At 47.5% G+C, this 25,648-nt stretch carries 26 protein-coding genes and 1 other annotated feature; of the genes, 25 read left to right on the top strand and 1 reads right to left on the bottom strand.

Annotated elements, in window-relative coordinates:
- Positions 1 to 81 precede the first annotated feature (81 nt).
- The 22 genes from rarD (at position 82) to PQI28_RS06110 (ending at position 20,403) form a co-directional block, all read left to right on the top strand.
- Positions 82 to 960 (top strand): EamA family transporter RarD, encoded by an 879-nt coding sequence (rarD, locus tag PQI28_RS06215; protein ID WP_214693116.1) that lies wholly within the window; start codon positions 82 to 84, stop codon positions 958 to 960.
- Positions 961 to 1,039: 79 nt separating this feature from the next.
- Positions 1,040 to 1,705, top strand: coding sequence for a deoxyribose-phosphate aldolase (deoC, locus tag PQI28_RS06210; protein ID WP_214760177.1), 666 nt, complete (start codon positions 1,040 to 1,042; stop codon positions 1,703 to 1,705).
- Positions 1,706 to 1,779: 74 nt separating this feature from the next.
- Entirely contained in the window at positions 1,780 to 1,974 is a 195-nt protein-coding gene (gene rpsU, locus PQI28_RS06205) for a 30S ribosomal protein S21 (protein WP_029334745.1), read from the top strand.
- A gap of 34 nt (positions 1,975 to 2,008) precedes the next feature.
- The gene (locus PQI28_RS06200; protein ID WP_074033373.1) at positions 2,009 to 2,458 is read left to right on the top strand and encodes a GatB/YqeY domain-containing protein; all 450 of its coding nucleotides are present in this window, start codon (positions 2,009 to 2,011) and stop codon (positions 2,456 to 2,458) included.
- Between the two features lie 131 nt (positions 2,459 to 2,589).
- Positions 2,590 to 3,102, top strand: coding sequence for an NfeD family protein (locus PQI28_RS06195; RefSeq protein WP_074033372.1), 513 nt, complete (start codon positions 2,590 to 2,592; stop codon positions 3,100 to 3,102).
- Positions 3,099 to 4,085 (top strand): flotillin-like protein FloA, encoded by a 987-nt coding sequence (gene floA, locus PQI28_RS06190; RefSeq protein WP_074033371.1) that lies wholly within the window; start codon positions 3,099 to 3,101, stop codon positions 4,083 to 4,085. The genes PQI28_RS06195 and floA overlap by 4 nt, the downstream gene beginning before the upstream one ends.
- Before the next feature lie 5 nt (positions 4,086 to 4,090).
- On the top strand, positions 4,091 to 4,513 hold the full coding sequence (locus PQI28_RS06185) for a hypothetical protein (protein ID WP_214749229.1): 423 nt from the start codon (positions 4,091 to 4,093) through the stop codon (positions 4,511 to 4,513).
- 134 nt (positions 4,514 to 4,647) lie between these two features.
- The gene (locus PQI28_RS06180; protein WP_074033920.1) at positions 4,648 to 5,604 is read left to right on the top strand and encodes a PhoH family protein; all 957 of its coding nucleotides are present in this window, start codon (positions 4,648 to 4,650) and stop codon (positions 5,602 to 5,604) included.
- Positions 5,605 to 5,646: 42 nt separating this feature from the next.
- The gene (locus tag PQI28_RS06175; protein ID WP_339962768.1) at positions 5,647 to 7,734 is read left to right on the top strand and encodes an HD family phosphohydrolase; all 2,088 of its coding nucleotides are present in this window, start codon (positions 5,647 to 5,649) and stop codon (positions 7,732 to 7,734) included.
- A complete protein-coding gene (gene ybeY / locus PQI28_RS06170) occupies positions 7,712 to 8,188 on the top strand; it encodes an rRNA maturation RNase YbeY (protein ID WP_214782295.1) in 477 nt (158 codons plus the stop codon). The genes PQI28_RS06175 and ybeY overlap by 23 nt, the downstream gene beginning before the upstream one ends.
- Positions 8,185 to 8,532, top strand: a complete 348-nt coding sequence (locus PQI28_RS06165) for a diacylglycerol kinase family protein (RefSeq protein WP_339962767.1) — start codon at positions 8,185 to 8,187, stop codon at positions 8,530 to 8,532. Before ybeY ends, PQI28_RS06165 begins: the two co-directional genes overlap by 4 nt.
- Positions 8,533 to 8,562: 30 nt before the next feature.
- Positions 8,563 to 9,471: a GTPase Era gene (gene era, locus PQI28_RS06160; RefSeq protein WP_074033366.1), complete on the top strand. Its 909-nt coding sequence runs from the start codon at positions 8,563 to 8,565 to the stop codon at positions 9,469 to 9,471.
- Between the two features lie 3 nt (positions 9,472 to 9,474).
- Entirely contained in the window at positions 9,475 to 10,224 is a 750-nt protein-coding gene (gene recO / locus PQI28_RS06155; protein WP_214782299.1) for a DNA repair protein RecO, read from the top strand.
- 50 nt (positions 10,225 to 10,274) lie between these two features.
- Positions 10,275 to 10,454: a binding site (T-box leader), on the top strand.
- Between the two features lie 64 nt (positions 10,455 to 10,518).
- Positions 10,519 to 11,412 carry a glycine--tRNA ligase subunit alpha gene (gene glyQ, locus PQI28_RS06150; protein WP_214760239.1) on the top strand — a complete coding sequence of 298 codons (894 nt, stop codon included), beginning with the start codon at positions 10,519 to 10,521 and terminating at the stop codon, positions 11,410 to 11,412.
- Entirely contained in the window at positions 11,405 to 13,459 is a 2,055-nt protein-coding gene (gene glyS, locus PQI28_RS06145) for a glycine--tRNA ligase subunit beta (protein WP_214782301.1), read from the top strand. The genes glyQ and glyS overlap by 8 nt, the downstream gene beginning before the upstream one ends.
- A 20-nt stretch (positions 13,460 to 13,479) precedes the next feature.
- Complete coding sequence (locus PQI28_RS06140) at positions 13,480 to 14,109, top strand: helix-turn-helix transcriptional regulator (RefSeq protein WP_074033362.1); 630 nt, start codon at positions 13,480 to 13,482, stop codon at positions 14,107 to 14,109.
- Positions 14,096 to 14,938 carry a pyruvate, water dikinase regulatory protein gene (locus PQI28_RS06135; RefSeq protein WP_214693090.1) on the top strand — a complete coding sequence of 281 codons (843 nt, stop codon included), beginning with the start codon at positions 14,096 to 14,098 and terminating at the stop codon, positions 14,936 to 14,938. Before PQI28_RS06140 ends, PQI28_RS06135 begins: the two co-directional genes overlap by 14 nt.
- Positions 14,939 to 15,065: 127 nt before the next feature.
- The gene (gene dnaG / locus PQI28_RS06130; protein WP_339962766.1) at positions 15,066 to 16,877 is read left to right on the top strand and encodes a DNA primase; all 1,812 of its coding nucleotides are present in this window, start codon (positions 15,066 to 15,068) and stop codon (positions 16,875 to 16,877) included.
- Between the two features lie 35 nt (positions 16,878 to 16,912).
- Positions 16,913 to 18,007 carry an RNA polymerase sigma factor RpoD gene (gene rpoD, locus PQI28_RS06125; protein ID WP_012726640.1) on the top strand — a complete coding sequence of 365 codons (1,095 nt, stop codon included), beginning with the start codon at positions 16,913 to 16,915 and terminating at the stop codon, positions 18,005 to 18,007.
- Between the two features lie 132 nt (positions 18,008 to 18,139).
- On the top strand, positions 18,140 to 18,478 hold the full coding sequence (gene cccA / locus PQI28_RS06120; protein ID WP_012726639.1) for a cytochrome c550: 339 nt from the start codon (positions 18,140 to 18,142) through the stop codon (positions 18,476 to 18,478).
- Positions 18,479 to 18,574: 96 nt separating this feature from the next.
- The gene (locus tag PQI28_RS06115) at positions 18,575 to 19,291 is read left to right on the top strand and encodes a tRNA (adenine(22)-N(1))-methyltransferase (RefSeq protein ID WP_339962765.1); all 717 of its coding nucleotides are present in this window, start codon (positions 18,575 to 18,577) and stop codon (positions 19,289 to 19,291) included.
- Positions 19,291 to 20,403: a Nif3-like dinuclear metal center hexameric protein gene (locus PQI28_RS06110; RefSeq protein WP_339962764.1), complete on the top strand. Its 1,113-nt coding sequence runs from the start codon at positions 19,291 to 19,293 to the stop codon at positions 20,401 to 20,403. The genes PQI28_RS06115 and PQI28_RS06110 overlap by 1 nt, the downstream gene beginning before the upstream one ends.
- A gap of 42 nt (positions 20,404 to 20,445) precedes the next feature.
- On the opposite strand, the gene PQI28_RS06105 is transcribed toward PQI28_RS06110, so the two are convergent.
- Positions 20,446 to 21,399 (bottom strand): 4-hydroxy-3-methylbut-2-enyl diphosphate reductase, encoded by a 954-nt coding sequence (locus PQI28_RS06105; protein WP_339962763.1) that lies wholly within the window; start codon positions 21,397 to 21,399, stop codon positions 20,446 to 20,448.
- A gap of 129 nt (positions 21,400 to 21,528) precedes the next feature.
- On the opposite strand from PQI28_RS06105, the gene PQI28_RS06100 reads away from it, so the two are divergent.
- The 3 genes from PQI28_RS06100 (at position 21,529) to PQI28_RS06090 (ending at position 25,623) form a co-directional block, all read left to right on the top strand.
- Complete coding sequence (locus PQI28_RS06100) at positions 21,529 to 23,283, top strand: HAMP domain-containing sensor histidine kinase (RefSeq protein ID WP_339962852.1); 1,755 nt, start codon at positions 21,529 to 21,531, stop codon at positions 23,281 to 23,283.
- Positions 23,280 to 24,218, top strand: a complete 939-nt coding sequence (locus PQI28_RS06095) for a sugar ABC transporter substrate-binding protein (protein WP_214749196.1) — start codon at positions 23,280 to 23,282, stop codon at positions 24,216 to 24,218. The genes PQI28_RS06100 and PQI28_RS06095 overlap by 4 nt, the downstream gene beginning before the upstream one ends.
- Before the next feature lie 61 nt (positions 24,219 to 24,279).
- Entirely contained in the window at positions 24,280 to 25,623 is a 1,344-nt protein-coding gene (locus tag PQI28_RS06090) for a DEAD/DEAH box helicase (protein WP_214693072.1), read from the top strand.
- Positions 25,624 to 25,648: the final 25 nt, after the last annotated feature.

The following is a 25,648-nucleotide window of genomic DNA, read 5'->3' as shown; positions in this document are numbered from 1 at the left end:
TTTTTCATGAAACAAAAGCCTTGTATCGGAAGTCATTCATCGACTAAACTATTTTTATCTTGAAAGAGAGCGGGTGAACGTGTGAACAAGGGAGTATGGACGACAATCGGGGCCTACGTGATGTGGGGCGTCCTCCCGATCTATTGGAAGTTTTTGCAAGAAGTGCCGAGCGGGCAAATTTTGGCACATCGTATCGTTTGGTCCTTTTTATTTATTTTACTCGTATTAAGATGGACGAATCAGTGGAAAGAGTTCGGTTACGCTCTTCGCCACCCTGCCACACGAAACGCGTTCATGTTGAACGGATTCATCGTCAGTGCAAACTGGTTCGTGTACATATGGGCTGTCAATCACGGTTATATCATCGAGGCATCCCTCGGCTATTATATTAATCCGCTTGTCAGTATGGTGTTAGGGGTGCTCGTCTTTCGGGAATCATTAAACCGAGTCCAATGGATGGCAGTCGGGATCGCGTCAATCGGCGTCCTCGTCTTGACGCTTGGATATGGCTCGTTTCCGTGGATTTCGTTCGTATTAGCGAGTACGTTTGGTTTTTACGGAATGGTGAAGAAGCGGCGACCTCTCGCTTCAACAGTCAGTCTTGGGATTGAGACGTTAGCAGTCGTTCCTGTCGCGCTCATCTTTCTCAGCAATCAGGTCGTCACGGACCAGATTGCCTTCGACATGTCACCGATGATTTGGGTCGCATTGCTAGGAACAGGTGTGGTGACGGCGCTTCCGCTTCTTTTGTTTGGTTACGGGGCACAACATATCCCGTTCACACTCGTCGGATTCCTTCAATTTATCGCACCGACACTTAGTCTGATTATCGGAGTCGTCATGTATCATGAACCGTTCACAGCATATCATGTCTTCGCATTCACATGTATTTGGCTGGCCATCTTCTTTTTCAGTTGGAACAGTTGGGTCGTCGCTCGTAAACGTCGTCAACTCATTTAAATTTGGAAGCTGTTACATCTCGAAAAAACATGGTAATATGTTAGATGTCAGACTTATTTGTCAGAGGAGGAAATGAATAATGGAATTAGCCCGTTATATCGACCACACAGCTTTAAAAGCTGAAACAACAAAAGATCAAGTTACAAAACTTTGTGCAGAGGCGCTCGAATATAAGTTCGCAAGTGTCTGTGTCAACCCGACATGGGTCAAATATGCTGCGGAGCAACTTAAGGCGGATGACGACGTCAAAGTATGTACAGTCATCGGATTCCCACTCGGAGCGAACACGCCTGAAGTGAAAGCGTTCGAAACAAAAGACGCGATCGCAAACGGTGCGGATGAAGTCGATATGGTGATCAATATCGCAGCACTCAAAGACGGCGACTACGACCTCGTAGAGCGTGACATTCGTGCGGTTGTCGAAGCGGCAAACGGTACACTCGTCAAAGTCATCTTTGAAACGTGCATGCTTACAAAAGAAGAAATCAAGAAAGCTGCTGAACTTTCAGTGAAAGCTGGAGCAGATTTCGTCAAAACATCAACTGGTTTCTCTACTGGTGGCGCAACGGTCGAAGACATTCGTCTCATGCGTGAAACAGTTGGACCAGACCTCGGCGTAAAAGCTTCAGGCGGTGTTCGTGACTTCGAAGGAGCGAAAGCGATGATCGATGCTGGTGCGACACGCATCGGTGCTTCAGCTGGTATCGCAATCGTCACAGGCGGACGTTCAGACAGCGACTATTAATAAGTGGTTGACCACACGACTTAATTTCACTATAATATGATATGACGTGTGAAACACGTTTCCTTAGTCGTGTAATTCGGAGGGAGGGAAAACTAGTGGAAACTCGTGTCCGTAAAAACGAATCGCTTGAAGACGCTCTTCGTCGTTTCAAACGCGGTGTTTCGAAAGATGGCACACTTGCCGAAGTTCGTAAACGTCGTCACTACGAAAAGCCAAGCGTAAAACGTAAATTGAAATCAGAAGCTGCGCGTAAGCGTAAGAAATTCTGATTCCAGTTTCATTGTGTAGAGAGGGTGTTGGCTCATGAGTCTTCAAGAACGCTTGACGGACGACATGAAGCAAGCCATGCGCGCTAAACAAAAAGATCGTCTCACGACGATCCGGATGGTAAAAGCGTCGCTCCAAAATGAGGCTATCAAACTAGGTCGTCAAGATCTTACCGAGGAAGAGGAACTCACGGTGCTCAACCGAGAGATGAAACAGCGCAGAGACTCCCTCCGAGAATTCGAAAGCGCTGGTCGTGAAGACCTTGCTTCCAAAGTAGCAGAAGAGATTGTCGTCCTAGAAGCCTATATGCCTGAACAACTTTCAGAAGATGAAGTGACTGCGATCGTCCAAGCAGCAATTGCTCAAACGAACGCATCCGCTCCATCTGATATGGGTAAGGTGATGGGCGTCGTCATGCCGCAAGTCAAAGGCAAGGCAGACGGTGGTCTTGTGAACCGAATCGTCAAACAACAATTGACGAATTGATGAAAAAGCAGAACTTTTCGGGAAACCGAAAGTTTCTGCTTTTTTTGCGTATTCTGAAACCACATTCATTCTTGTTTCGTATACACTAGAGATAGGAGATAGCTTTGAAATTGGAAGGGGGTAGTAAGACGATGACATTTGGTCTCGGAGTGATTCTGACAGTCTTTTTTGTCGGAGTCGTCCTTCTTGGAATTGAAGTGTTCGTTGCAGGGTTTGGATTGTTCGGTTTGCTTGGGATCGGAGCGGTCGTTGCCAGCTTGATCATGGCGGGTGCGACAATCGGTCAGCTGTGGCTCTCCATCGGTTTGGCGGCAGCGGTGCTCACTGGACTTGGGTTCTGGGCATATCGCCGATTAAGTACGAATCGTCCGCTCATTTATAAAGGGTTGATTTTGACGGATTCGACATCGACCGAAAAAGGTTACTTGTCCCATGATGACCGTAAACAACTTCTCGGGAAAGTCGGTGTGACGTTAACACCACTTCGCCCGGCCGGTACTGCCGAAATCGACGGAGAACGTATTGACGTCGTAACAGAAGGTGGCTATCTCGATCAGCAGACAAAAATTCAGGTATATAAAGTGGATTCAGGGCGGATTGTCGTTCGGACCTTTATAGAACCGAAGGAGGATGTAACAGAATGACACCAGAACTATTGACGACGTTACTCATTACAGGTGGAGGATTGATTGCGCTTGCTGTCTTCTTCACGTTTGTACCAATCGGATTATGGATCAGCTCATTCGCAGCAGGTGTACACGTCTCGATTTTCACATTGGTCGGGATGCGCCTTCGCCGCGTCGTACCATCAAAAATTGTTAACCCATTGATTAAAGCAGTCAAGGCGGGTCTCGGTTTAAACACGAACCAACTTGAAAGTCACTTCTTAGCGGGTGGTAATGTTGACCGTGTCGTAAACGCATTGATTGCGGCACACCGCGCAAACATCGAGTTATCGTTCGAGCGTGCCGCTGCCATTGACTTGGCAGGACGTAACGTACTTGAAGCCGTACAAATGTCGGTTAACCCGAAAGTCATTGAGACACCATTTATCGCCGGTGTGGCAATGGACGGGATTGAAGTGAAGGCGAAAGCGCGTATTACGGTGCGTGCCAATATCGATCGTCTCGTCGGTGGTGCGGGGGAAGAAACGATTATCGCCCGTGTCGGGGAAGGTGTCGTATCGACTATCGGATCGCAAAACAATCATAAGCACGTACTTGAGAACCCAGATATGATTTCACGTACCGTACTCACAAAAGGTTTGGATTCAGGTACGGCGTTTGAAATTCTCTCGATTGATATTGCAGATATCGATATCGGTAAGAACATCGGGGCGGTCCTGCAGACTGACCAAGCCGAAGCAGATAAAAAGATTGCCCAAGCGAAGGCGGAAGAACGTCGTGCGATGGCGATTGCTCGCGAACAGGAAATGAAGTCTTCTGTAGAGGAAATGCGTGCGAAAGTTGTCGGCGCCGAAGCGGAAGTCCCACTCGCAATGGCCGAGGCGTTGCGTAACGGTAAACTCGGCGTCATGGATTACGTGAATTACTTGAACGTTCAAGCAGATACGGAAATGCGTAAAGCGATCGGGTCACCTATCGATTCTGAATCAGATAGTGAGTGATAAATATGGATGGACTATGGGTACTTTTGTTAGCAGCCTTCGGAATCGCCTCGGCGGTGATGAAGCGGCTTGAAAAGTCATCGTCTTCAGGCGACCGTCCTCAGAGCAGTGAACTGAAACGCTACTTGGATTCGGTCGGAGACGTGATGAAAGAAATTGAATCGGCGTTTGACGACTCCGAATCAGAACAAAAGCCAGCACCACAAAAGGTGAGACGTCGGATAGCGCGTACCGAAGAGCGACCAGCTCCTCGGGAACGTCAAGTCGAGATGCCGAAAGTGAGTGCGCAGTTTGAACAAGCGGTGAAAATCCCTCCAATTCAGGAGGAAATTAAACCGCGACAACTGAAAGTTTCGAAAAAACAAATGCGGGAAGCTGTCATTTGGAGCGAGGTATTACAACCTCCGGTCTCGAAACGAAAGAAGTAAGGCAAAGGCAGTAACCTCGCGTTACTGCCTTTTGCATGGGGAAAATACACGGTCTTTCTTTCACGATAGGCGTGATAGTGCTAAAGTAAAAGAGGAATAACCGATATTTAGAGGGGGCAACGTATCCATTGATTATGACTGATAAAATACCTTTCGTCATGGAACATGCGAATGAAGCACAAGCTTTACTCGGACCGAAAGATGAAGTGTTCCAAGCGATTGAGACAGAATTGAAAGTGGCACTTATTCCAAGAGGCGAGGAATTGATTATCCAAGCCGATACTGGAGAAGCACTAGAATTGACAAAACAAGTCATCCTCACGTTACAGACGTTAGTGAAAAAAGGTGCACGTCTTAACGAAAGTGACGCCATCAGTGTCATTCAACATATCCAAGTTGGAAAGGGAGACGAACTGCTCGAACATTATGAGCGTGTCGTCTTCACGACAAACAAGGGAAAACCGATTCGTGCTAAAACAGTTGGGCAGAGTCGCTATGTTCGTGCAATCGAACGACGAGACCTCGTCTTTGGAATCGGACCGGCTGGAACGGGTAAAACGTATTTAGCAGTCGTGCTAGCGGCGCGCGCACTAAAAGAAGGTCAGGTGAAACGGATTATCTTGACACGACCTGCCGTAGAAGCAGGCGAGAATCTTGGGTTTTTACCAGGTGATCTGAAAGAAAAGGTAGATCCGTATCTTCGGCCGTTATATGATGCCTTATTCGACGTCTACGGCGTCGAACAGACGAATCGCTTATTAGAACGAGGGACAATCGAAGTGGCCCCTCTCGCCTATATGCGTGGACGTACGTTAGAAGATGCGTTTGTCATATTAGATGAGGCACAAAACACGACGAAAGAACAAATGAAGATGTTTTTGACGCGACTCGGTTTCGGATCGAAGATGGTGGTCACAGGGGATTTGACACAAGTCGATTTACCGAAAGGCAAGGCGTCAGGTTTACAAGAGGCGTTACGCTTATTAGAGGGCGTGGATGGGATTCACTTTGAACACTTCAGCGCGTCTGACGTCGTCCGCCATCCACTCGTTAAGAAAATTATCAACGCCTATAGTACAGACCTCACATAAGGACGATAGTGAGGTAAACGATCGTGAAAGGGGGGCACACGAATGCAGCAAGCCAAACATTGGACAGTCGCGACGATTTCGCTGATTTTCTTTCTCTTACTAGGTGCCATTCTATACTTCACCGTGCGCCCATCCATTATTAGTGTGGAACCGTTAGGGATTGCCGAACAGGACATCCGGTCTCCGATTACGGTTGAGGACCGAGTGGCGACTGAACGGTTGAAACAAGAAGTAACGAACGGTGTCGGCAGTCAGTTTTCGCTCCGTCGGGAATTTGCCGACCAACAGATTGCTAAAGTCGAGCAATTGTTCGCAGCGTTCGACCAGACCGATGAAGAGACGGAACTGGCAGATATTAAGAGCCGTCTGAACTCGACGGAAGCGAGCGGGGTACTCGCGGACGAAGAGCTGAACTCACTCCTCGAGGCGACGGAAGATACGCGCCAAACCGTTGAAGACGTGACGGTAACGGCTTTGCAACAAGTGATGGATGATCGAATTGAAACGAGTAATGAAGCGGTCGCAGCGGCCAGAGACCGCGCGGCTGCAATCGTTGATCAATCACCACTTTCGTTTGAATTCCGTGCGATTGCAAAAACATTAAGCGATGAACTCATCGTTCCGAACTATGTGTTTGACTCTGAGGCGACTCGTCAAAAAGAACAAGAAGCCGTCGATGCAGTCGATCCTGTCATCATCCAAGAAGGGCAACTTCTTGTCAGTCAAGGGGAAGTCGTCACGCGTGAGATTTATCGGAAGCTAGAACTCACTGGAGCGATCGATCCGAACCGGTCACTCGCTCCACTGTTCGGATCATTCTTATTGAGCGGATTATTGACGGGCGGGTTCTTATTCATGCTTATCCGCTCAAAAATCAAAGATCTATTACTAAGCCCGAAAATATTAGTGACCGTCTATGGGTTGCTTCTGTTACAACTCGGTATCTTCTTTGGCGTCGGATACATCGGCGTTGACTACACGACGTATGCTTATCTTTTGGCACCGACCGCCTTCGTCGTATTATTACTACGTATCTTGATTGACGAGCGTGTCGCCCTCGCATCGGCGTTCATTACCATGATTGCGGGGAGTATCGTCGTCACATTCGGACAAAGCACGAACTTCATGACGTTGGTATATGTCGCGACCGGAAGTTTCTTAGCCGTCTTTTTAGTCGAACCAAAAATTCAGCGGAAACGCTTGTTCTTGTCGGGCGTCTTACTCGGCATCGTGAATATCATCATGGTCATCGCGTTGCTCTTATTGCGAAACGTTCAAGTGACTTGGGAAATGGCGATGTACCTATCTGGGTTCGCCGTCATCAGCGCCTTGCTATCGATCGTGTTGACATTTGGATTCTTGCCCTTCCTAGAGCCATGGTTTGGCGTCTTGTCGTCTGGTCGACTCGTCGAATTGATGAGTCCGACACATCCATTGCTCCGAAAGCTCTTGATGGAAGCGCCTGGCACGTATCACCATAGTATGATGGTGGCAAACTTGGCGGAATCGGCATGTGAAGCCATTGGGGCGGACGGTTTACTCGCGAGAGTGGCGAGCTATTACCATGACCTTGGGAAAACGGAACGTCCTCTTCACTTCATTGAAAATCAGCAAGGTGGAGGGAATCCGCACGATCGTCTGACACCAGAAGAGTCCGCTGACATCATTATGGCTCACCCTTATGACGGGGCCGATCTATTGAGACGCTATAAACTACCAAAGGAAATCATCGATATTGCTGAGCAACATCATGGGACATCTTTATTGAAATACTTCTTTGTCAAAGCGAAAGAAGATCAGGAGAAAGATGTGGTGGAGTCCCGATATCGTTATCCTGGTCCGAAGCCTCAAACACGTGAAGCGGCGGTCGTCATGATTGTCGACTCAATCGAAGCGGCCGTTCGTTCGCAAAAACAACCGACTCCGGAGAAAATCCGGATGCTCGTTCGTGCCATCATCCGTGATAAACTGGCAGACGGACAGTTTGAAGACTGCGATTTGACGACAAAAGAAATTTGGCGCGTCGGTGAGAGCGCATGCGAGACGTTGACGGGCTTGTTCCACGAGCGAATTGAATATCCAGAACTAAAGAAAGAGGGAGAACTACATGCAAATCATCTCGAACGATGAACATGAATTGTTGACGGTGTCTCAAATCGAGCTTGTCGAGTCGATTCTGAAACATGCCGCACAATTAGAAGAGGTCGAAGAACCGAGTGAATTGTCGGTCACGTATTTAACGAATGAAGAAATCCATGAGGTGAATCGGGAGTGGAGAGGAAAAGATGCTCCGACCGATGTAATCAGCTTTGCCTTTGATGAGATGGGCGAAGACGAAATGGACTTCACACTCGATGAGGACGAACCGCATCTCCTCGGAGACTTGGTCATCTCGGTGGAACGATGCCGAGAACAAGCAGCGGACTACGGACATTCCTTTGAGCGAGAACTCGGTTTCTTGGCCATCCATGGATTCCTTCATCTGTTGGGATATGACCATATGACGCCAGAGGAAGAGGCGGAAATGACCGCAAGACAAGAGGAAGTTCTCACTCATTTCGAGTTGAAGCGAGGCAACGTGTGAGACCGTTTCGTGTGGCATGTGAGGGAATCCTCCATGCCATTCGGACAGAACGGAATATGCGTGTCCATCTCATATCCGCTTTACTCGTATTTGCTGTCGCGATTTGGCTACAAACGACAAGGATGGAAAATCTCGTCCTCCTTGCCTGGGTGACACTAGTCCTGAGTTTAGAGCTCATAAACACGGCAATCGAACGGGCGGTCGACCTTGTCACAAAAGATGTCCATCCGCTCGCGAAGCAGGCGAAAGACGTGGCCGCGGGTGCCGTCCTCGTTGCTTCAGTCGGAGCGGCTGTGACAGCACTCATTATATTCGGTCCAAGGCTATGGAACGTGCTATACTAAAAGTTCTGAAATTGAGAAAGCAGGTGCATTATGTATCAAGAAGATTTTAAATCTGGTTTCGTGTCAATCATTGGTCGGCCGAACGTCGGGAAATCGACATTCCTCAACCGCGTGATCGGTCAAAAGATTGCCATCATGTCGGATAAACCACAAACGACACGAAATAAAGTACAAGGTGTATATACGACGGATGATTCTCAAATCATTTTCATCGATACACCGGGAATCCATAAACCGAAACACCGCCTCGGCGACTTCATGATGAAAGTGGCGACGAACGCCCTTCGCGAAGTCGATGCGATTCTTTTCATGGTGAACGTGACGGAACCTCGTGGTGCCGGAGATGATTTCATCATTGAAAAATTGAAAGGACTCGACACACCTATCATTTTGGTGATGAATAAAATCGACTTGATTCACCCGGATGAACTGCCGAAAGTGATTGAGCAATATACAAATGAATTGGACTTCGCAGCATATGTGCCAATCTCGGCATTACAAGGTAATAACGTCGAACCACTCCTAGGAGAAATTAAGAAATTGTTACCTGAAGGACCGATGTACTACCCGGCCGATCAAGTGACGGACCACCCGGAGCGATTTATCATCTCAGAGATGATTCGCGAAAAAGTGTTGCATAAGACGCGAGACGAAGTCCCGCATTCGATCGCTGTGGCAATCGAATCAATCAAGAAACGTGATAACTCGGAGATGATTGATGTTGAAGCCGTCATCATGGTGGAACGCGATTCACAAAAAGGAATCATCATCGGGAAAAAAGGGACGATGCTCCGTGAAATCGGGACAGATGCTCGTCAAGACATCGAGGCGCTTCTCGGCACGAAAGTGTACTTGAACCTTTGGGTCAAAGTCCAGAAAGACTGGCGTAACAAGATGGGTCAGCTTCGTGACCTCGGTTTCCGCGACGACGAGTATTAAGCCATGTTACAAAAAGTCACGGGAATCGTCATTCGTACCGTCAATTATGGTGAATCGAATAAAGTCGTGACATTGTTTTCAGAAGAGCTTGGCAAAGTTGCGATTATGGCACGAGGCGCAAAAAAACCGGGGAGTCGGTTTCATGCCTCGAGCCAACCGTTTGTAGAAGGTGTGTATATTTTCCCCTCTAGCCGTGGGCTCGCTCAGTTAAAATCATCCGATGTTATGACGTCCTATCCGGAAATCCGGAAAGATGTCGATCGGATGGCATACGCCATGTATTGGTTGGAGCTCGTCGACCGGTCTGTCGAGGATCGGGTACAAAATCGTCCGCTCTTTCGGATTTTACAGGATGCGCTTCAAGCATTGAATGCGGGCATGGACGCAGATGTGATCACCCATCATCTCGAACTGCGTATCTTGCATCTACTAGGTGTTTCTCCTGTGCTGACAGGGTGTGTCCGCTGTGGGGACGTGACGGACCCGATGTATTTCTCGGTCGCTTCTGGCGGTTTTTTATGTGGGCGACATCGAGAAGAGGGAGCGGTTCCATTATCAGAACGTCTCGCCAAATTGCTTTACTTGATGAGCAAACACGAACTGTCAGAATTTCGGAACGTACCGTTATCGAACGACTCTAGACTCCTCTTGCGTCAACTCTTTGATGCATACATGGAGTCATATAGCGGACTCCGATTGAAGACGAAACGAGTGCTCGACCAAATGATCCGGCTTCATCTGAATGAGGATTGACTTTTCAAACTGAATTCGATACGATGAGTTACGATTAGACAAATGAAATAGCGTGCGCGATGAAGGAAAAAAGTAACTCTTTCTGTCATGAATAAAGCGAGTTCGGGGTGGTGTGAGCCGAGCGTCATGAGAAGAGTGAATGGCGATTCCAGAGCGCCCACATCTTTTAAGAGTGGCCCCGTTGTTGGGGCAAGTAGGGTGGAACCGCGGGAATCAATCCCGTCCCTATGTGCTAGGCACATAGGGGCGTTTTTTGTCGTTTCAATACTATTGGAGGTGTCATTTATGAAGCACATGACTGTGCAAGAGATTATTCTCACGCTACAAAACTTTTGGGCATCGAAAGGCTGTTTGACGATGCAAGCGTACGATGTGGAAAAAGGAGCAGGGACGATGAACCCGATGACGTTCCTTCGAAGCCTTGGTCCAGAGCCTTGGAACGTTTGTTACACGGAACCTTCACGCCGCCCGGCTGACGGACGTTATGGGGAGAACCCGAACCGCCTGTATCAACACCATCAGTTCCAGGTGATCATGAAACCGTCGCCGAGCAACATCCAAGAGTTGTACTTAGAAAGTCTCGAGTTGATTGGAATCAACCCGCTCGAGCATGATATCCGCTTCGTCGAAGATAACTGGGAAAACCCGACATTCGGAGCAGCCGGTCTCGGTTGGGAAGTATGGCTGAACGGGATGGAAATCACGCAATTCACGTATTTCCAACAAGTCGGGGGAATTGAGTGTGACCCGATTGCAGTTGAAATCACATACGGTCTCGAACGCCTCGCTTCGTATATTCAGGAAGTCGAGAGCGTATTCGACCTCGTTTGGACGGATGGATTCAAGTATGGAGACATCTTCTACCAGCCTGAGTTCGAACACTCGAAATATACGTTCGAGTTATCAGACGTCGATATGCTCTTCACGCTATTTGACACATATGAGAAGGAAGCAAAACGTGCTCTCGAAGAAAATCTCGTCTTCCCTGCGTACGATTACATTTTGAAGTGTTCACATACGTTCAACTTGTTAGACGCAAAAGGTGCGATTTCCGTGACAGAACGTACTGGATTCATCCAACGCGTCCGTAATATGTCACGTGCATGTGCTGCTAAATTTATCGAAGAACGGGAACGCCTTGACTTCCCGCTTTTGAAACAAGAGAAAGCAGGTGACTTGAATGCGTGACCTTTTACTAGAGATTGGATTAGAAGAATTACCGGCTCAATACGTCTTGCGCTCAGAGAAGCAATTGGCAGAGCGCATCGATGCGTTCTTGAAAGAAGCGCGTGTTGAGTATGGTTCAATCGATGTGTATTCTACACCTCGTCGTTTAGCTGTAATCGTTCGCGACGTGGCAGAAACACAACAAGATTTAACGGAAACCCTTCGTGGACCTGCGAAGAAGATTGCTCAAGACGCTGAAGGGAACTGGTCGAAAGCGGCAGAAGGCTTTGCTCGTGGTCGTGGATTAACAGTAGAAGACTTATACTTCGCCGAAGAAAAAGGTGTTGAATACGTCTTCGCAGAACGTCATGAGGCGGGTCAAGATACGATGTCGTTATTGAACGGCCTTGAAGATGTCGTTCGGAGCTTGACGTTCCCGAAAAACATGAAGTGGGGAACGAGCAGTTTACGCTACATGCGTCCGATTCGTTGGTTGATTGCCCTCTTCGGTCAAGACGTCATCGACTTTACGATTGAAGGCGTGAAAACAGGGAATGTGACGAGAGGTCACCGTTTCCTCAGCAAGGGAGATGTCGTCGTCGAGTCACCTGCTGAATATGTGAAAGCGCTAGAGGCTGCATTTGTCATGGCAAGCTACGAGACACGTAAAGCCGAAATCGAACGTCAAATTCAAACGCTCGCGACAAATCAAGGGTGGACGATTCCGCTTGATGCCGACTTGTTAGAGGAAGTCACGAACTTAGTCGAGTGGCCGACTGCCCTCTTTGGTGAATTTGATGAGACGTATCTTGACTTACCGGAAGAAGTTCTCATTACAACGATGAAAGAGCACCAGCGCTATTTCCCGGTATATGTTGATGGAACGTTGAAAAACTATTTCGTTACCGTTCGAAACGGGAACGCCGATCATCTCGAAAACGTCGCACGTGGGAACGAAAAGGTCATCCGTGCGCGTCTTGCGGATGCGGTCTTCTTCTACGAAGAAGACAAGAAGACAAAAATCGATGATCAGCTTGCACGTCTCGACCGAATCGTCTTCCACGAAAAATTAGGAACGACTGGTGCGAAAGCGCGACGTGTGACCGAAATCGCACAAGCCCTTGCTCCTTTGTTTGATGCGGACCTTGAAAAAGTAAATCGTGCTGGTGCGATTCATAAGTTTGATCTTGTCAGCCAGATGGTTTACGAGTTCACAGAGCTTCAAGGAATCATGGGTGAGAAGTATGCCCTTCAACAAGGTGAGGACAAGGAAGTAGCTGCGGCGATTCGTGAGCACTACATGCCACGTTTCGCGGGTGATTCGTCTCCGGAGACGGCAACAGGTGCCGTGCTTGCTCTCGCAGATAAGCTCGATTCGATTGCTGCGTTCTTTGGTATCGGCATGATCCCGAGTGGTTCACAAGATCCGTTCGCACTTCGTCGGCAAGCACAAGGGGTCGTACAAATCCTTGGGGATTGGAAGATTGACCTCTCAATCGACAAACTTCTTTCGAAAGTTGTCGAATTACAACTGGAGGCAGGACTCTATGAAGCCGATAAAGAACAAGTCAAGGCACAGCTCGTGGAGTTCTTTACACTTCGCTTGAAATATCGCTTGCAAGAACAGCAAGTTCGCTATGACGTGATTGATGCCGTGTTGACGACTACGCTTACGGTGGACCGTCTTGATGCTCGTGCACATGCGATTCAACAATTCGTTTCGACGGACGCGAAGTCATTGATCGAGCAATTGTCACGCGTCGTCAATATTTCGAAAAAAGGTGAGCCAGGAGACGTCGATCCGTCATTGTTTGAAAACGACCAAGAGGTTGCATTACATGAAGCGATTGAACAGACTGCTCCTGATGCGATGAATGCCGTTCAAACAGGAGACTACAACAAAGCGCTTCAACTTCTTCAGACGCTTGAGTCACCAATTATGATGTATTTCGAACATACAATGGTCATGAGTGATGACGAGGCGGTACGCCAAAACCGACTCCACGAAATGAACCGACTTGCTACGACGATTAAGAGTGTCGCAGACTTCAACGCGCTCGTACTCTAACAAACTAGAGGGGGTTGGCTATGCAACTGAATGAACGCCAACAAAAAATCGTCGAGATTGTAAAAGAAAATGGACCGATTACAGGGGAGCAAATCGCGCAGGAATTATCGCTGACGCGTGCGACCTTGCGTCCAGATCTTGCGATTTTGACGATGACAGGAATACTTGAAGCAAGACCTCGCGTCGGCTACACGTTCGTTGGCAAACGGAATTCGTCGATGCTCCGCGAAAAGCTAGATTCCTTAACGGTCGGAGATTTTATGTCCTCTGCGAAAGTCGTTCGGGACGAGATGACGGTATATGATGCGATTGTCACGCTCTTCTTAGAAGATGTGGGCTCGCTGTTCGTTGTCGGACGTGACAGAGAACTCGTAGGGGTACTGTCACGTAAAGACCTCCTCCGCGCAGCAATTGGGAATCAAGATTTAGATCAATTGCCGGTCAACGTCATCATGACACGCATGCCGAATATCACGGTTTGCGAGAAAAGCGAGACATTGATTCGTGCGGGAATGAAATTGATTGAGAAGCAAATCGATGCCATGCCGGTCGTTGAAGAGAAGGATGGCAAATTGATTGTTCTCGGTCGGATGACGAAAACGAACATGACGAAGGTGCTCATTGCGTTAGCGAACGATGAGTCGATTTGAGGAGGAAACCGATTTGACTACGAAACAACTCGTTTTTGTGGTAAGTGACTCGGTCGGAGAGACATGTGAGCTCGTCGTCCGAGCAGCGAGTATCCAATTCCATGAGAATGCGATTGATACGCTTCGCATCCCATTCGTTGAGGATGAGCAGACGATTATCGATGTGGTCACACAAGCGAAGGCGCAACACGCAATTATTGCATTCACGCTCGTCAATGAAGAGCATCGCGCGCTTCTCATGAAACTCGGGGAAGAACACCAGGTCAAGACGGTTGACTTGCTCGGTGATTTGCTCGATGTCTTATCGGGACAGCTGAAAGAAGCCCCACGTGAAAAACCGGGACTCATCTATCGCTTGGACGATGATTACTTTCGTAAAATCGAAGCGATGGAATTTGCCGTCAAATATGACGATGGTCGAGACCCGCGTGGTCTGAAAAAAGCCGACATCGTACTCGTCGGCGTCTCGCGAACATCGAAGACACCCCTGTCTCAGTATTTGGCATTGAAGCGATATAAAGTCGCGAACGTCCCACTCGTACCAGAATCACGACCTCCAGAGGAGTTATTTGACTTACCGGCAGAACGGTGTGTCGGGTTAATCATCTCTCCAGAGAAGTTGATTTCGATTCGAATGGAGCGCCTCAAGTCACTCGGTTTGAAGCCGGAAGCGGACTACGCACAACTTGAACGAATCAATCGAGAGCTCGAATATGCTCGCGGGATTTATGAACGAATCGGTTGTGATGTGATCGATGTGACGAACAAGGCGGTCGAAGAGACGGCGGGCATTATCTTACGTCATCTCGAACAATCAAAAGACGACTAATGTGCATAAGTGTTTCAATTAGTAATCGTTGCTTTGAGAGGGTATAATAGAGTATTGACAGTACAGTGAAACGGAACGTGATGAGCGTTCCGTTTCGTTGCGAGATTGGAAACAGGGAGTGGTCAAGATGCCACGGATACCAGATGAAGTCATCGCAGAAGTGAAGCAAGCGACCGATATCGTCGAATTGATTGGCGAGCGTGTCGAATTAAAGAAACAAGGGCATCGGCTTGTGGGGTTATGTCCATTTCATTCCGAAAACTCACCGTCTTTCTCTGTTTCACCTGAAAAAGGGATGTATCACTGTTTCGGCTGTGGTGCCGGAGGGAACGTATTCACGTTCGTGATGGAGACGGAAGGGTTATCTTTTCCTGAGACAGTGGAGCGTTTAGCAACGCGCGCGAATATTTCAGTAGAAAGTATACAAGGGGACGAAGAACTCACACGTGAACAAGTATGGCGTAAACAAATGCGTGATGCACATCGACTCGTCGCGGACTTGTACCATGAAGTCTTGATGAAAACAGAAGCTGGCGAAGTGGGATTGGCGTATTTGCGAAACCGTGATTTAACGGAAGAAACGATTGCGCAATACAAGATTGGATTTGCCCCAGACCAACGACGCTTTACTGTCGAGTTGTTGGAGCGGCGAGGGTTCGATTTAGAAGTAATGGTTGAGGCAGGTTTAATCTCGAAGTCCAAATCCGGTGAATATTTTGACCGATTTGAAGGACGGGTCGTCTTTCCGATTGCGGATCGAGACGGCACCATCGTTGGCTTCAGTGGACGTGCGATTGATGACCGTCAACCAAAATACGTGAATACGGCTGAAACACCGCTATTCAACAAGAGTGAATTGCTATTTGGCTTCTCTCAAGCCCGGGCATTGATGCGTAAGAAAAAGCGAGTCTTTCTCGTAGAAGGAAACGTAGATGTCTTACAAGTCGCGCAAGCGGGTACACAAGAAGTTGTGGCATCACTTGGAACTGCCTTCTCTCCACAGCATGCAAGAGCATTGTCTCGAATCGTGGAGGAAGTCATCATCTGTTATGACGGAGACCATGCGGGACAAGAGGCGACTCAAAAAGTCATTCGCTTATTAGAGTCATCCCCGCTCGATGTACAAGTTTTACCGTTACCCGAAAAGACAGACCCGGATGATTATATTCGTCAACACGGGGCGTCGCATTGGCAACAGTTTGTCGAGACGGAACAGTTGAGTGTGCTTGATTTTATGAATCGCATGCTCAGACGAGGAAAAAACTTGAACCGAGAAGGAGAACGGATTCGCTTTATTGAATCTATGCTTGAAGAGATCGGTAAGACGAATGATTCGATTCGAAGAGATTTATATGTGAAAAAGCTGGCGGATGAATTTGAGATTTCGATTGAGACGCTTCGTTCGAGAATCCCTCGTCCGACGTCAAGCGAATCGACACCCGTCCGTACGGTGGAGCCTGCGGAACCTGTACGAAAGCGTTCGAGTAAAACGGGCGAACCACGCTGGATGAAAGCAGAGAAGTATTTGTTACGTGCCATGTTGACTGGACCGGAACAAGTCCGCTTTGTACGCGATCGTCTAGGGCTACGTTATCAGGATGAGACACATCGTATGCTAGGTTCGGCATTGTATGAAATCGTCTCTGAGACGATGACACAAGATGAGTTCGATCAAGTGACGTTGCCGTTTATGGAGCGTTACTGCGACCAACGTCCCGATTATGCGATGCGTTTTGCGGAGATTCGACTGATGACTGGACCGGATGAACTGTCTGAAGAGGTTTTAGACGAATACATTCGGGTCATAAACAGTTATGAGGAGCAACGTCAAATCGAGCGTGCAAAAAGGGAAATCGCTCAAGACGCCGAAAGTATTGTTGACCAGGCGTCCAAGCTACAAGAATTGATTGCCCGTAGTCGTCGTCTACGAGAACGATGAACGTGGATGAAGTTTGGAAGGAGTTGAACTGCTAAATGGCAGAGAAGAAGAAAGAGGATTTATTTAACGCCATAGAAGAGCTCGAAAAGTTAGGAAAGAAAAAAGGCGTCGTCTCAATGCAAGCAATTCAGGACCGCCTCAGTCATTTTGAGGTGGACTCGGATTTCATTGATAACTTCATCGAAGATTTAGAAGCGAAAGATATCCGTGTCACAGAGGACGCAGCTGACGCAGAAGAAACACCTGCGAAAAAAGAAGATGAAGAAGTCGACTTAAACGACTTATCGGTACCACCTGGAATTAAAATCAACGACCCGGTCCGAATGTATTTGAAAGAAATCGGACGTGTCGACCTTCTCAGTGCGAAAGATGAGACGGAGCTTGCGAAACGAATCGAGCAAGGAGACGAAGAAGCGAAAAAACGTCTTGCGGAAGCGAACCTTCGTCTCGTCGTGTCGATTGCGAAACGTTACGTCGGTCGTGGGATGCTCTTCCTTGATTTGATTCAAGAAGGGAACATGGGCCTCATCAAAGCAGTCGAAAAATTCGACTACATGAAAGGGTTCAAATTCTCGACTTATGCGACATGGTGGATTCGTCAGGCCATCACTCGTGCGATTGCTGACCAAGCGCGTACAATCCGGATTCCGGTTCACATGGTCGAAACGATTAACAAATTGATTCGCGTTCAACGTCAATTGCTCCAAGACCTCGGTCGTGAACCTTCTCCAGAAGAGATTGCGAAAGAGATGGAACTCACACCTGAAAAAGTACGTGAGATTCTAAAAATCGCGCAAGAACCGGTGTCACTTGAAACACCGATTGGGGAAGAGGACGATTCACATCTCGGTGACTTCATTGAAGACCAAGATGCGATGGCCCCACAAGATGCGGCAGCCTATGAATTGTTAAAAGAACAGTTAGAAGACGTGCTCGATACGTTGACGGACCGTGAAGAAAACGTTCTTCGTCTTCGTTTCGGTTTAGACGATGGTCGTACACGTACACTTGAAGAAGTCGGAAAAGTGTTCGGCGTCACGCGTGAGCGGATTCGTCAGATCGAGGCGAAAGCTCTTCGTAAATTACGTCACCCGAGTCGTTCTAAACGCTTGAAAGACTTCCTCGATTAAGTTCATATTTGAATAAAGTGTGAAGTTTTAGAAGAAAGGAAGGAAAATGAGTGATTTTCCTTCCTTCTTTATTATTTTTTGAGTAAAATAGTGTTGGATAGAAATTTGGAATGAACATGAGGGGGAACTACAATGCGTAATCCATTGTTACCGTTTGCGGCAATCGCAATCGTCGCAATTATTGCCATGGTATCATTATCGTATTTTGGTGTGAATCAGGCGCAACAAGCGGCTGAAGGTCCAGCAGTCACTGAAATGAACCCAGAAGAGTTATATGCAGCGAAGGGTTGCACAGGTTGCCACGGCGGAAACCTTGAAGGTGGCGTTGGTCCAGCACTTACTGGTGTTGGCGATCGTCTTTCACCAGAAGAAATCGCAAACATCATTGTCAACGGACAAGGTGCGATGCCTGCAGGTCTAGCATCAGCTGAAGAAGCAGAAGTGCTTGCGAACTGGTTGATTGAACAATAAGAAGTGGCGCACTCCGTAGCGGGGTGCGTTTTTTGTTGTCGAAGTGTAAAGAATTCGATACGCTAGGGAAGAAGTAGAACAAAGGAGTTGTCTTACATGCAAGAACGTGTCATCTTAGATCGGCGCTTGAAGCAAGTTGTCGATTATATCCCGAAAGGAAGCGTGCTCGCTGATATTGGGTCGGATCACGCATATGTGCCATGCTATGCCCTTCAACAAGGAATCATTTCAAAGGGGATTGCTGGCGAAGTAAATGTTGGTCCGATGGAGGCCGCAAAAGCGCAAGTGGACTTGATTGGAGCGCGAGAAGTCATCGATGTGCGTCTCGGTGATGGTCTGGCTGTACTACATGAAGACGAAGCGACATGTATCTCGATTTGTGGGATGGGAGGCAGTTTGATTCGTTCTATTCTAGAATCCGGGAAAGAGAAGCTCGGTGCAGTCGAGCGTCTGATTCTTCAACCGAATGTCGACGGACAACACGTTCGGAGTTGGCTACTTGAGAACGGATATGTTCTCGTTGAAGAAGCGATTGTCGAAGAAAATGATAAAGTATATGAGATTCTCGTCGGTGAAAAAGGGTCTGAAACGATGTATAGTGACGATCTCACAGAACGGACTTGGCAACTATTATTCGGTCCATATTTGATTCAGGAACGCCCTGAGGCGTTCAAACTGAAATGGAGTCGTGAAGCGGATAAGCTCGAATACGTACTCGGTCAAATGGCAGATGGCATTCAGTCAGAGGCGTTGGTTCAAAAACAAATCGAATTCAAACGGATGCGTGACAAAATGAGAGAGGTGAGTCAGTAATGGCGAACGGCAATCAAGTGATCCAGTTGTTTGAAGAGTTTGCGCCAAAGCATTTAGCTGTCGAAGGCGATAAAATCGGCTTGCAAATCGGATCGCTCAATAAAGATGTCAAACGGGTCATGGTGACACTCGATGTGCTTGAATCGGTCGTGGATGAAGCGATTGAGAAAAAGGTGGATTTGATCATTGCCCATCATCCGCCTATCTTTAGTCCGTTATCTCAAGTCAATGATCGTTCTACGGCAGGGAAAATCACGATGAAATGTATTCAGCATGACATCGCGGTCTACGTGGCACATACGAATTTAGATGTTTGTGTTGGCGGTGTGAACGATTGGATGAGTGAAGCAATCGGGTTGCACGACACAAAAGTACTCGTACCAACGTATGAGGAGCCAGTCTATAAATTAACGGTGTTCGTGCCGGAATCACACGCAGAAGACGTGTCGCGTGCATTAGGCAGAGCAGGTGCCGGACATATCGGAGACTATGCGGATTGTCAGTTCCGTGTTTCTGGAAAAGGGCAATTCACTCCTCTCGAAGGAACGACTCCATTCATCGGTAGAGTACACGAGACAGAACAAGTCGATGAGATTCGAATCGAGACGGTCGTTCGCGAAAGTCAGAAGAAGCGAGTATTGAAAGCGATGAAAGATGCTCATCCTTATGAAGAAGTGGCATACGATTTGATTCGAGATGAGATTGAAGGGCACGTATATGGCTTAGGACGTATCGGTAAACTTGAACAGGCATTAACACTTGAAGCGTTCGCTGACCATGTGAAAACAAGCTTTGGAGTGGAAGGTGTCCGTTTCGTCGGAGACCCGAAACGATTGATTGAGAAAGTGGCTGTACTTGGAGGGGACGGAAACAAATATGTTTCCGCTGCACATTTCAAAGGAGCAGATGCTTACGTAACGGGTGATTTATACTTCCACGTGGCGCATGATGCGATGGCGTTAGGACTCGCGGTCGTCGACCCAGGACACCATGTCGAAAGTGTCATGAAGCATGGCGTGGTCGGGATTCTCACAGAGAAGTTTCAGAAAGCGAAAATTGATGTCGAGTTGATGATTTCCGAAGCGAACACGAACCCGTTCCAATTCAGATGACAAAAAAATCCCCCATTTTCTCGTTGAGAATGGGGGATTCGTTCACTTACGCAATGCCTTTACTTTCGGTAAGATACTGCGAAGTTCGAGATATGGTGTTTTATCGTGCGTACTCAAATCTTCTGGATCGTACTGTGACAAGAAATCGATGACCTTTTTCGTGATCGGTGTCGGTGTAGAGGCACCAGATGTCACGGCGACGGTCTCGACGCCCTCAAGCCAGTTCAAATCAAGTTCGCTCAAATCGCCGATGCGATATGCATTTGTGCCGGCAATCTCTTTAGAAACTTGCGCCAAGCGATTCGAGTTATTTGATTTTGGATCGCCGACGACGATTAATAATTCGCAGTCTCCGGCTTGTTCGGCCACGGCTTCTTGACGAACTTGAGTCGCATTACAAATTTCGTTATGCACTTCAACGTGTGGATAGCGGGCCTGAATCGTTTCAATCAGTGCAGAGACATCCCATTGACTCATCGTCGTCTGGTTCGTCACGAGAATTTTCCGATCGAATAACTGACTTGGTAACTGATCGATTTCATGGTCATATTGAATCAAATGAACATGGTTCGGTGCGACTCCAATCGCGCCCTCTGGTTCTGGGTGTCCATGTTTCCCAATATAGATGACGTCATATCCTTCGGCTGTTTTTTCCCGAATCAAGTCGTGTGTGACGAGGACGTCAGGACAAGAGGCATCAACAATCGTCAATCCCTTTTCAATGGCACGTTTACGGACGAGTGGGGAAATCCCGTGCGCCGTGAAGACGACCGTTCCGCGGTCGATGGTTTCAAGCGCCTGCATCCGGTCCTCACCGTCAACGGTTTTGACACCGAGATCCTCGAACGCCTGTGTGACATGACGGTTATGGACAATCATTCCGAGTATATGAATCGGGCGTGGCAAATCTGGATTTGCAACTGCCTCATTTGCGAGTTTCATGGCATCAACGACACCATAGCAATATCCGCGTGGACTAATTTTTTTAACTTTCATATGAAGACGAAGGCTCCTTTCGAAGTGCTTTCATACGTATTAGTCTAACATTGTTTCGAAAATACGAAAAGATTTGCGTGTATTCATGCTATAATTTTTAGGTTAGAAAGGAGGGACATCGTGAATCGAATGAAACAGTTACGTGAACTTAGAAAATCATATTTTTTCCAAATTACGTTTATTATCATCATTATTCTAGCACTTGTTATCTCGTCACTTGCATTTTCTGCTGATCGCGTCACGGTGTCTCGTGCAGAAGAGCTGGCGAAAGAGCAATTTGACTATGCGATTGACGATAGCATTGAAAATGTCGAGTCCCGACTCGGTAAATTGTATGAGGATCTGGTTTATCTTGGAGCTTATGTCGGGAACGAACCGTGGATTGAAGAGCGGATCCGGACAGGGTATTTAAATCAACGAACGAGTTTTACATCGATTTTTTATTATGATGTCAGCAAGAATTCGTTTAAATGGTATTCTGAGCGTCAAGTTTCCTCTTCTGTGATTAAACGGGACCCTAAGTTCGCAGAAGTATTGACTGCGAGTGGAAAAGAATTATATATGAGTGACCCTATCATGATTAGTGGGGACATGGGAACGTTCTTATATGTTCCCGTCATTGAAGACAACCGACCAATCGGTATTTTTGGGGGAAGCATCAGTGTGCTCAACTCTGACTTGTACCGTCGGTCGCTCGAGTCAGCGAATGATGACATGATTCTTTACCTGTTAGATGAACAAGGAGAAGTATTGACGACGTCGTTCAATTTGGTCACAGATGCAGAACGTCGCGTGTCACGTGAAGTCATTGACGACGTGCTAGGACGGAGTACACGTACGATTTTAAGTACGGAAGAAGACACGATGATGTACGAACCGGATGCGCGAGTCAGTGGCTGGAGTATGCTTGCAAAACATCAGAACGACTCCGTATATGAGACGGTCTACGATACGCGTTGGCAGTACTTGATGATTGCGCTTGTGACGTTCTTCTTGAGCATCCTTGTCGGATTGTTGCTCTCGCGAACGTTGACGAACCCGCTCATCGAACTTGTCAATCAGATCAAGAAGCAACAGTCACTCGGTGCCATCACGCTCGAGAGGACCGGTTCAAAAGAAGTCGAGACGTTACTGGATACGTATAACGATTACGCTCAGCGGATGGAAACATCAAGGCGTGAACAGTTGAGCCAGCAACAATTGATCTTGCACCAAGAAAAGCTAGCGTCACTTGGACAATTGGCAGCCGGGATTGCCCATGAGATTCGAAACCCGCTCACACCGGTGCATATCACCTTACAGTTGGCACGAGAAGGACAAAGCAATAAAGACATGGTAGACGTCGCCATCAAAGAGTTGGAGCGGGCGAATGATTTAATCTCGACGATGCTGACACTCGCCAAACCTGATCAGGCAGGAAGAGACGAAGAATGGATTGATATGTTAGACTTTGCGAAGCGACTCGAATTCTTGATGGATGCTGAATGTTATAAGCGTCCGACCAAGTGGGAATTACTCGTTCCGAATGACATGCCTCCTTTCTATGCCTCGTTCGATATGCTCGTTCAAATCATCTATAACCTGTTCAAAAACGCGGTCGAGGCTGTCGAGTCGAAAGGCGCAGAGGGAAGTGTTGTCGTTACCGTTCTCTTTACGGAGCAGGAATATCGGTTCTTAATTGAAGATAACGGGATTGGTATGACAGAAGAACAACTCAAGACAGTCGGTTCGGCATTCAACACGACGAAAGACAACGGAAACGGTCTTGGGATTTACATGATTCAAGAATACTTGAAGAGTGTGAACGGATCGATGGAAATTGATAGCGTCGTCGACAAAGGAACAGCGATGTTGATCAAAATTCCAAGGAGAGATCCATCATGAAAACCCTCAAACACTATTGGCTTTGGTTACCAATCGTTTGGGCCATGACAATCCTTCTGATCACATCGATTCAATTACCGGAGCAAAAAACAGATGAGAAAGAAGTCGGATTCGTGTTCGTCAGCGATAAACATGAGCATGCGAACAAGCTGTTAGACTCGTTCGTTCATACGGCCAACCAAAAAGGATTTATTCCGATTCCCACGACGAGTGAAGATTCGCGCGTGTTAGAAAAAGAAAAATTGGACTCCTTGATTGATCGGGGTGTCGAGGCCATCTTCTTGACGACGCTCGATGACACGTTCATTCAACCGTCGTTAGAACGTGCAAAACGAGAAAATATCCCGATTATTGCGATTGACCGAATGATTGATCATCCGAGTGTCTTGACATCGGTCGTCTCCGACAATGTCGATATCGGCCGGATGGCAGCGGAACAAATTGCCGCGAAATATAGTGATTTGGATCGACCGATTCGTGTCGTCGAGGTGAGGGGTACGCCGAAGGTACGCTCCACGATGGACCGCAGTCTTGGGATTCGGGAGTACGAAAAAGCGAATGCCGACCAATTCGAAATCATTGCCTCCATCACGGGGAACTATGATACGTTCCAAGCAGAGATTGAGATGTCACGTTGGTTAGAAGAAGAAATTCCATTTGATGCCGTCTTTTCGCACAATGACGATAATACGTTCGGTGTCGTCCGAGCTTTAGAAAGTCATGACTTATCGGACAAGACGATCGTATCGGTGGATGGCATTTCTGATATTTATCCACTCATTCAAAATGGGAAGGTCAATGCGACTGTCGTACAGTCCCCGAATGAGATGATGGAAGTCGGCTTTAAAGCGCTCGAACAACATTTAAATGGAAAGAAAATTGCCAAGCACTATTATTCGTCGAGTTATTTATATGAAGGCGTGGCAAAAGATTGATTGACAAATGATTTGATTCCGCTATGCTAGGAAAAGTGGAAAGAAACAGGAGGTGTATCGATTGAACAGCTTCCAACAGTTCAAATTGCTACCGTTTATGATCGATGCGTTAACAGAAAAACGCATCACGAAACCGACCGATATACAAGCACGGATTATTCCGGCTGCACTGAATGGTCGAGATATTATTGGGAAATCACAGACAGGAACGGGGAAAACACTTGCGTTCCTATTACCGATCGTAGAAGCGATCAACCCAGAAGAGGAATCTGTCCAAGCGATCGTTGTCGCACCGACACGTGAACTCGCATGGCAGATTCATGAAGAATTAAAATCAATCCTCATTAAGAATCCGGATTACATCAAATCAAGTTTGATTGTCGGAGGAACAGACCGCGAACGTCAAATCGATAAGATGAAAAATCCACCACAACTCATTATCGGGACACCGGGACGAATCCTTGACTTGATGAAAGCACAAGCATTGTTCCCGCATAAAGTGACGCATTTCGTTGTCGATGAAGCTGACCAAATGCTCGATATGGGATTCTTGCCGGAAGTTGACCGCATTGCGCAATCACTTCCAGAAAAACTTCAAACGATGGTCTTCTCAGCGACAATCCCTGAGAAGCTCGAGCCGTTCTTGAAGCGTTACTTGCACGACCCGCGCTTTGCTGAAGCGAGCCCGGAACATCGTGTCGCACCAAAAATCAAGCACCACGTCATTCCGGTACGTCACCGTGACCGTAAGGAATTGACCGTCGAAATTGCAAAAGCAATCAATCCGTTCGTCTGTCTCGTATTCACTAATACGAAACAAGAAGCGGATGAATTGGAGACATCATTCCGTGAAGCGGGACTGAATGTTGGTACGTTACACGGGGACATGCAGGCACGTCGCCGTAAACAAGCCATCAAGGACATTAATGACGCGAAGTATCAATACGTGATTGCTACAGACTTGGCAGCTCGAGGAATCGACATCTCAGGCGTTTCTCACGTCATCAACCATGGGATTCCGAAAGACCTTGACTTCTACACGCACCGTGTCGGTCGTACAGGTCGTGCGGGCGCATCTGGTGAGGCATACACATTGTATGAGGACCATGAAAATGGACCAATCAACCGACTCGAAGAACGAGGGTTCGAATTCACACACGTGGACTTGCGCAATGGTTCGATTCAGCCAATCAAAACACGTCGTCGTCGCCAAACGGACCGGAAGATGAAAGTCTCACATACGGCACATAGTCGTATGGCCGGTGAAATCAAGAAGGCGAAGAAGAAAGTCAAACCTGGCTATAAGAAGAAATTTAAGTATAAGTTAAAAGAGACGGCTTCACGCGAGCACATGCAACAGCAACGCTCGGATCGTCGTGCTGCTCGTAAGAAAAACAAGCGTTAATCGTTTGAAGAATCGACTTCTTGGA

Origin of the sequence: Exiguobacterium sp. USCH10 (assembly GCF_037619445.1) — a bacterium.
Taxonomy (GTDB): domain Bacteria; phylum Bacillota; class Bacilli; order Exiguobacteriales; family Exiguobacteriaceae; genus Exiguobacterium; species Exiguobacterium aestuarii_A.
Note: the sequence above shows the minus strand (reverse complement) of the source record. Positions and strands in the feature narration are given on the sequence as shown.